Raw genomic sequence first — 7,327 nt, forward strand, 5'->3', positions numbered from 1 at the left:
GCCCCCGCCCCCTCGACCAGGGTCTTCTCAATCTCGAGCAGCATCACGATGGCCTGCTCGATGTCCGCCTCGTCCACCAACAGCCAGTCGTCCACATAGCGCCGCGCCAAGGCCAGGTTGTGCTCCCCAGGGCTGCCCACGGCAATGCCCTCGGCGATCGTGTTCGTGCCTTGCGGCCAGTGGCTGCCGGTCACCGCGTTGACCATGGCCGGAAAGCGCCGCGTCTGCACGCCGATCACCTCGATGTCGGGTTTGAGCGCCTTGGCCGCCACCGCCACGCCGCCGATCAGACCGCCCCCGCCGACGGCAATCGCCAGCACATCCAAATCCGGCTGGGCGCGCAGCATCTCCAGCCCGATCGTCCCCTGGCCAGCGATGATGGTATCGTCGTCGTACGGGTGAACGAAGGTCAGGCCCTGCTCGGCCGCCAGCGCCCGGGCATGGGCGCGCGCTTCCTCCAGCGTGTCGCCGTGCAGCACCACCTCGGCGCCGAAGCCGCGCGTACGCTCCACCTTCACCCCGGGGGTGAAGCGCGGCATCACGATCACCGCGCGCAACCCCAGACGCTGGGCGTGGTAGGCCACCCCTTGCGCATGGTTGCCGGCCGACATGGCGATCACGCCCCGCTTGCGCTCCTGTGGCGTGAGCTGCGCCAGCTTGTTGCAAGCCCCGCGCTCCTTGAACGATGCCGTGTACTGCAGGTTCTCGAACTTGAGGAAGACCTGCGCCCCGGTAATCTGCGACAAGGTGCGCGACTCCAGACACGGCGTGGCCAGCACCTGGCCCGCCAGCCGCTCGGCCGCGGCTTCGATGTCGGGCAAACCGATCATGCCAAAACCCCTCCAAAAACAAGACGGGCGCGACGCCCGTGACAGACCCGCAATCGTCCCGCGATTGTCGCCGGACGCTGCGCAATGGAGCCGCCCCCACCGCGGTGGCTGGCACCACACCCGCGCCGTCATCGCCGCATACTGGCGGCCACGCCCAGACGCCTCTGCGCCCATGAACGACGACGTCCAACGCATCCAACAGTGGCTCGACGAGCGCCGCATCACCGAAGTCGAATGCCTGATCCCAGACATGACCGGCCAGGCCCGCGGCAAGATCGTGCCGCGCCACAAATACGACCCTGCCGTCGGACTGCGGCTCCCGGAAGCCGTGCTGACCATGACCGTCACCGGCGACTATCCGGAGCAGGACTTCACCCCCGTCTCGGACCCCGACATGCGGCTGGTGCCCGATCCGTCCACGCTGCGCATCGTCCCCTGGGCCAAGGAACCCACCGCCCAAATCATCCACGACTGCGTGCACTTCGACGGCACCGCAGCCGAACTGGCACCGCGCAACGTGCTGCGTCGCATTCTCTCGCTCTCCGCGCGCGAGGGCCTGCAGCCCATCGTGGCACCCGAGATGGAGTTCTACCTGGTCGAGGTCGAGCCCGACGAGGACATCCCCCTCAAACCCCCGATCGGCCGCACCCGCCGGACCGAGGCCGGAATGCAGAGCTTTTCCATCGACGCCGTCAACGAATACGACGACATCTTCGACGTCATCTACGACTGGTGCGAGGCGCAGGGCCTGCAACTCGACACCCTGATCCACGAGATGGGCACCGCCCAGATGGAAATCAATCTGGACCATGGCGAGCCGCTGGCCCTGGCCGACCAGGTGTTCCTGTTCAAGCGCACCGTGCGCGAAGTGGCGATCCGCCACCGCATGTACGCCACCTTCATGGCCAAGCCCATGCAGGGGCAGCCGGGCAGCGCCATGCATATCCACCAAAGCGTCATCGACGGCGCCAGCGGGCACAACGTCTTCAGCCAGGCCGACGGCTCGCCGTCCCCCGCCTTTTTTCACTTCATCGGCGGGCTGCAGACCTATTTGCCCGCGGCGATGGCCTTCTTTGCGCCCTACATCAACAGCTACCGGCGCCTGTCGCGCTACACTGCCGCCCCCATCAACCTGAGCTGGGGTTACGACAACCGCACCTGCGGCCTGCGCGTGCCGCACTCGCCGCCGCAGGCGCGGCGTGTTGAAAACCGCCTGGCCGGCGTGGACGTCAACCCTTACCTGGCCATCGCGGCCAGCCTGGCCTGCGGCTACCTGGGCATGCGCGAGCGCCTGCAGCCCACCGAGCCGCTCACCGGCAGTGCCTACGAACAGCCCCACCAGTTGCCGCGGCACCTGGACGATGCCATCGACCGCCTGCTGGCCTGCGAGCCGCTGGCCGAACTGTTCGGCAAACATTTTCTGCGCACCTACGCCGCCATCAAAGAGGCCGAGTACCGCGAATACTTCGACGTCATCAGCCCGTGGGAGCGCCGCTTTCTGCTGCTGAGCGTCTGAAGTCGCCCTGCAAACCGGCGTTCGCGCGACGGTGGGTCCAAGTCAGACGACGGCGGCGCGGCGGGCGCGCTTGACGCGATACAGCGCCGCGCCCGCACGCCGCACCAGGTCGGCGCCGCTGGCGTCCTGCGACTCGCACGCCGCGCAGCCAACGCTGACCGCCGCGCGCAGCGCCGCGTCGCCACGCCCGTGGCCCAGTTGGTCGTTGATCGCCTTGAAGCGGTCCAGATCGAAGTACAGCAGCGCCGCCGGCTGGCCGTAGCGCGCAAAGGCGTCGAAACACGCCTGCAGCTCGGCAAGGAATCGGCGCCGGTTGGCCAGCCCGGTCAGCTCGTCGGTCTCGCTAAGCGCGCGCAGCCGCTCCTGCAACTGGCGCCGGTGCGTGATGTTGCTGGCCACCCACAGCACCACCGCCTCGCCATCCACGGTGAAAGGCAGCGGCGTGATGCAGCCCTCGAACCAGATCGGCTCGGCCGGCCCGACATCCGACAGGCCGAGCACATCGCGGTTGCTGAGTTCGTACTCGACGATGCGCAGGCCGCCGTCGCGCAGCGCGGCCCGAATGTCGGCGAGAAAGCCTTCGGCCCGCGCCGGCACCAACACCTCATGCAGCGTGCGGCCGACCAGCGGACTGCCGTCGTGGTAATAGCGCGTGTCGGTGCCACCGAACACCGCGACGTAGCGCCCGGAGGCACTCAGCACAAACGCCGGATCGGGCAAGCTGCGCAGCAGCGCCTCCAACTGGCCGACGGCAAACCGGATCCCCACGCGCCTAACTCCTCGGCCGCGCGCGGCGGTCGCACTCGAAGGAGGTTGTGAGACTTGGCGCGGCTGGCGGGGATCGAACCCACGACCCTCGGCTTCGGAGGCCGATACTCTATCCACTGAGCTACAGCCGCAGTCCAGGCGCACATTCTATCAGCCCGCCGCCCGCGCGGCGGCCGCGCGGCCAGCCCCCCGGAAACCCCTCGATATAATGTTCGAGTTAGGCAACCCCCCATGCTCCGCATGGCGCCCCGCGCCGCGGGCAACCGGATCTCCGCTACACGCCTCCAAAGGGACACCATGAGCGAGCACGCGCACGACAATCACACCGGGCCGATCAAGACCCCGAAGCAACTGTGGTGGACGGCCTTCTTCGCGTTCGTCGTTCCGGTGTTCCTGATCATCGGGCTGGTGTTTTACGTGACCAAGGCCGACAAGCCCCAGGCCGGCGCGGTCAACCCCGAACTCGCCACTGCCCAGCGCATCCAGAAGGTCGGCACGGTCGAGCTGCGCGACGCCAACCGCCCGCTGGCCGCCGGCGCCGACGTGTACAAGGCGCAGTGCGCCGCCTGCCACGAGGCCGGACTGGTTGGCGCCCCCAAGCTCGGCGACAAGGCCGCTTGGGCCCCGCGCATCGCCCAGGGGTATGACACGCTCGTCAACGCCGCCCTCAAGGGCAAGGGCGCGATGGGCGCTCAAGGTGGCGGCGCGTTCCGCGACATCGAGATCGCCCGTGCCGTGGTCTACTTGGCCAACCAGGGCGGCGCCAACTTCACCGAACCGGCAGCGCCCGCGGCCGAGTCCAAGTAACCGCAGCAGAACGCCAACGACGCGCCCGTCATCGCCCGCCCCGCCATGACCCGAGTCCTGGTCCTCAACGGCCCCAACCTCAACCTGCTGGGCACACGGGAGCCCGGTGTGTATGGGACCGATACACTGGCCGACCTCGAGGCCCGCTGTCGTGAACACGGCGCGCACCTGGGTCTGACCGTCGAGACGGCGCAAAGCAACCACGAGGGGGTGCTGATCGATCACCTCCACGCCTGGGGCGCGCTGCACCGCACGGGCCAGGCCATCGGCGTGGTGTTCAACCCCGGTGCCTACACCCACACCTCGATCGCGCTGCACGACGCTATTATGGGCGTCTCGCCCATGCCGGTGATCGAAGTCCACCTCTCCAATGTGCACGCCCGGGAGGCCTTCCGGCACCACTCGTGGATTGCGCCGGTGGCCGCGGGCAGCATCATCGGCTTCGGGTACGAGGGTTATCGGCTCGCGCTCGATGCGCTGGCCCGCCGCGTTGCCGCGGGGCTGGGCACGAAGCCGTAACGCGCCGGCAACTCCGCCGCCCGACACGGCTGCGGCACCCAGCGGCCCGATTCCACCGCTTCCGCCGCCAGGTGCATGTCCTGCGTGTGGACCACGCCAAGGCCCATTGCGCCGGCCAGATACAGACGCCCGGCCTCGTCCAGCCAGGCCTCCCCCACCTGCACCGGCACACCCGTGTGGCTGAACACCCCGCCATCAGGCGCCAGGCGCCACACCCACGGCGTCAGCTCCAGCTCCACATAAACCCGCTGCGGCCCGTTCTGAAAAAACCACTGCCCCTGTCCGTCCATCCCGTAGTTGCGGCCGATGAAGGCAATCAGCTTGTCGTGGCGCAGCTCCGTCCCCCGGCTGACGGGCGTCGCCCCTTCCCCCGCGAACGGGCCGGCCGCCTGGGCCCGGTCGTCCCGCATCCACCAACGCCCACGCGCGTCCAGCCCCAGCCAGCCGTAACAATCGGGCACGTTCGGCCACTTGGCCATCGCCGCCTTGACGATGTCGTCCATGTCGGAACCTCTTCCTGCTCTGCGTGGGACGATTGCGTCACCGCCCGGGCCAGCCCGCCGCCTCCGCCAGCCACGGCATGACCCGCTGCGGCAGCGCGGCGACGTCGCCCCGCAGATCCCACGGAGCGCACGGTTCGGCAAAGCCCACGTGCCCGCCCAGGGCCGGCTGCCACAGTTGGACATACGGCCCCGCTTCCGCCGCATCCGGCAGACTCTCCCCTGGCACGAAGGGATCATTGCGTGCATTGAGCACCAGGGTCGGCACCCGCACTGCGTGCAGGTGGGGCCGACTCGATGCGCGCTGCCAATAGTCCTCCACACCCCGAAACCCGTGCAGCGGCGCGGTAAACGCATCGTCGAAAGCGCGCAGTGTCCGCGCCGACAGCGCCCGCTCCAGATCGAACAGGCCGGGGAAGCACGCCCACTTCTGCCGCGCCTTGCGGCGCATGGTGCGCAAAAACATGCGCGCGTAGAGCACGCGGTTGAGGCCGCGGTCGATGGCCGCGCCGGCCGCCGCCAGATCCAGCGGCGCCGAGATGGCCGCCGCCGCCTGTACGGTCGCCGCGGCACCGGCACCAGCCTCCTGCAACCAGCGCAGCAGGGCATTGCCGCCTAGCGACACCCCCACCGCGACGCGGGGCCAGTCGGGCCAGCGTTGCGCCACGCGGGCCAGCATCCACGCAATTTCCTCGAAATCCCCCGAGTGGTAGGCCCGCGGCGCACGGTTGGGCTCACCCGAGCATCCGCGGAAATGCGGGACGGCAAGCGCCCAGCCGCGGCGCTGGGCCTCGGCGGCGAAGGCCTGCGCATAGTGGCTGGCCGACGAACCCTCCAGCCCGTGAAACAGCACCAGCATCGCCACCGCCCCCGGTGGGACGATGTGATCGACGTCGATGAAATCGCCGTCCGGCGTGGTCCAGCGCTCGCGCTGCCACGCCAACGGAACCGCCATCCCACGCCGCGCCCACAGCGCCGCGCCAATCGTCTGCCAATGGCCGTTACGCTGCCAGCCAGGGGGACGTGGCCAGCCGCCGCCCGCCCCGCCCGGTACCGACGGAAGGCCCGAAAAGACGACACCGCCCCGGGGGGCGGTGTCGGAAGCGACAGGGGGCGCGGGCCGCATCGCGTTCGCCCCGGACGCGCCGGGGCCAACAGGGTTCAGCGCTTCTGGCGGAATTTGCGCAGGGCCGCGATCTGGGCGGCCATGAGGGCCAGTTCCGACTGCGCCCTGGCCAGGTCCACCTCGCTCTTGGCGTTCTTGATCGCCTCTTCGGCAGCCTTGCACGCTTCGCTTGCCTTGGCCTCGTCCAGATCCTTGCCGCGGATGGCCGTGTCGGACAGCACCGTCACCACCTTGGGCTGCACCTCAAGGATGCCGCCCGCCACGAACACGAACTCCTCCGCCCCATCGGCCTTTTCGATGCGCACGGCACCGGGCTTGATGCGGGTGATCAGCGGCACGTGGCCGGGCAGAATGCCCAGCTCGCCCGCCTCGCCCGGCAGGGCGACGAATTTGGCGGAGCCACTGAAGATGGACTCTTCGGCGCTCACTACCTCCACTTGAATGGTACTCATCACAGATCTCCTTTGCGCGACGCGGGCGATCGGGGGCCGCCACCGAACCGGCTATGCCGGACCACCGGAGGCGCCCCCCCTGGGGAAGACGCCGCAGGCGCTTCGGGGGTCGGGCATCAGCCGGCCAGCTTCTTGGCCTTCTCGAATGCGTCGTCGATCGTGCCGACCATGTAGAACGCCTGTTCGGGCAGGTGGTCGCACTCGCCGTTGACGATCATCTTGAAGCCGCGGATGGTCTCCTTCAGCGGCACGTACTTGCCAGGCGCACCGGTGAACACCTCGGCCACGTGGAACGGCTGCGACAAAAAGCGCTGGATCTTGCGCGCGCGCGCCACGGCCAGCTTGTCTTCCGGCGACAGTTCGTCCATACCCAGAATCGCGATGATGTCGCGCAGCTCCTTGTAGCGCTGCAGCACCGCCTGCACGGCGCGGGTCGTGTTGTAGTGCTCTTCGCCCACGACGTTCGGGTCGACCTGACGGCTGGTGGAGTCCAGCGGGTCCACGGCCGGATAGATACCGAGCGCGGCGATGTCACGCGACAACACGACGGTCGCATCCAGGTGCGCGAAGGTGGTGGCCGGCGACGGGTCGGTCAGGTCGTCCGCGGGCACGTACACGGCCTGGATGGACGTGATGGAGCCGACCTTGGTGGAGGTGATGCGCTCCTGCAGGCGGCCCATTTCCTCGGCCAGCGTCGGCTGGTAGCCCACCGCCGACGGCATGCGGCCCAGCAGCGCCGACACCTCGGTACCGGCCAGCGTGTAGCGGTAGATGTTGTCCACGAAGAACAGCACGTCACGGCCTTCGTC

General features: G+C 68.9%; 9 protein-coding genes and 1 tRNA gene. 3 read left to right on the plus strand and 7 right to left on the minus strand.

What is annotated here, in order from left to right:
- The coding region (locus tag V7026_RS10505) for a pyridoxal-phosphate dependent enzyme (protein ID WP_334155339.1) at positions 1-830 on the minus strand (830 nt) is incomplete at its 3' end.
- A 172-nt stretch (positions 831-1,002) separates the two neighbouring features.
- Here V7026_RS10505 and V7026_RS10510 point away from each other — a divergent pair.
- Complete coding sequence (locus tag V7026_RS10510) at positions 1,003-2,346, plus strand: glutamine synthetase family protein (RefSeq protein WP_334155340.1); 1,344 nt, start codon at positions 1,003-1,005, stop codon at positions 2,344-2,346.
- A gap of 42 nt (positions 2,347-2,388) precedes the next feature.
- Here the strand turns inward: V7026_RS10510 and V7026_RS10515 are convergent, their stop codons facing one another.
- Both V7026_RS10515 and V7026_RS10520 read right to left on the minus strand, forming a co-directional pair.
- The gene (locus tag V7026_RS10515; protein WP_334155341.1) at positions 2,389-3,114 is read right to left on the minus strand and encodes a GGDEF domain-containing protein; all 726 of its coding nucleotides are present in this window, start codon (positions 3,112-3,114) and stop codon (positions 2,389-2,391) included.
- 55 nt (positions 3,115-3,169) lie between these two features.
- Positions 3,170-3,245 (minus strand) — tRNA-Arg (locus V7026_RS10520).
- A gap of 166 nt (positions 3,246-3,411) precedes the next feature.
- Here V7026_RS10520 and V7026_RS10525 point away from each other — a divergent pair.
- Positions 3,412-3,921 carry a c-type cytochrome gene (locus tag V7026_RS10525; RefSeq protein ID WP_334155342.1) on the plus strand — a complete coding sequence of 170 codons (510 nt, stop codon included), beginning with the start codon at positions 3,412-3,414 and terminating at the stop codon, positions 3,919-3,921.
- Between the two features lie 45 nt (positions 3,922-3,966).
- Positions 3,967-4,440 (plus strand): type II 3-dehydroquinate dehydratase, encoded by a 474-nt coding sequence (aroQ, locus tag V7026_RS10530; protein ID WP_334155343.1) that lies wholly within the window; start codon positions 3,967-3,969, stop codon positions 4,438-4,440.
- Here the strand turns inward: aroQ and V7026_RS10535 are convergent.
- From V7026_RS10535 to V7026_RS10550, 4 genes are all read right to left on the minus strand, one after another.
- Complete coding sequence (locus V7026_RS10535) at positions 4,377-4,943, minus strand: DUF2946 family protein (protein WP_334155344.1); 567 nt, start codon at positions 4,941-4,943, stop codon at positions 4,377-4,379. The two genes, aroQ and V7026_RS10535, sit on opposite strands and share 64 nt — an antisense overlap.
- Before the next feature lie 37 nt (positions 4,944-4,980).
- Entirely contained in the window at positions 4,981-5,895 is a 915-nt protein-coding gene (locus tag V7026_RS10540; RefSeq protein WP_443082353.1) for a YheT family hydrolase, read from the minus strand.
- A gap of 206 nt (positions 5,896-6,101) precedes the next feature.
- Positions 6,102-6,518 (minus strand): F0F1 ATP synthase subunit epsilon, encoded by a 417-nt coding sequence (locus V7026_RS10545; RefSeq protein ID WP_334155345.1) that lies wholly within the window; start codon positions 6,516-6,518, stop codon positions 6,102-6,104.
- Positions 6,519-6,634: 116 nt separating this feature from the next.
- Positions 6,635-7,327 (minus strand): ATP synthase beta subunit C-terminal domain-containing protein (locus V7026_RS10550; protein ID WP_443082354.1); only part of this gene is annotated, 693 nt, incomplete at its 5' end.

The sequence above is a fragment of the Tepidimonas sp. genome, assembly GCF_036825565.1.
Lineage (GTDB): Bacteria > Pseudomonadota > Gammaproteobacteria > Burkholderiales > Burkholderiaceae_C > Tepidimonas.

Coding starts and splice junctions, on each gene's coding strand:
- V7026_RS10535 (WP_334155344.1), bottom strand. CDS start 4,943: ATGGACGACATCGTCAAGGCGGCGATGGCCAAGTGGCCGAACGTGCCC.
- V7026_RS10540 (WP_443082353.1), bottom strand. CDS start 5,895: ATGGCGGTTCCGTTGGCGTGGCAGCGCGAGCGCTGGACCACGCCGGAC.
- V7026_RS10510 (WP_334155340.1), top strand. CDS start 1,003: ATGAACGACGACGTCCAACGCATCCAACAGTGGCTCGACGAGCGCCGC.
- V7026_RS10545 (WP_334155345.1), bottom strand. CDS start 6,518: ATGAGTACCATTCAAGTGGAGGTAGTGAGCGCCGAAGAGTCCATCTTC.
- aroQ (WP_334155343.1), top strand. CDS start 3,967: ATGACCCGAGTCCTGGTCCTCAACGGCCCCAACCTCAACCTGCTGGGC.
- V7026_RS10525 (WP_334155342.1), top strand. CDS start 3,412: ATGAGCGAGCACGCGCACGACAATCACACCGGGCCGATCAAGACCCCG.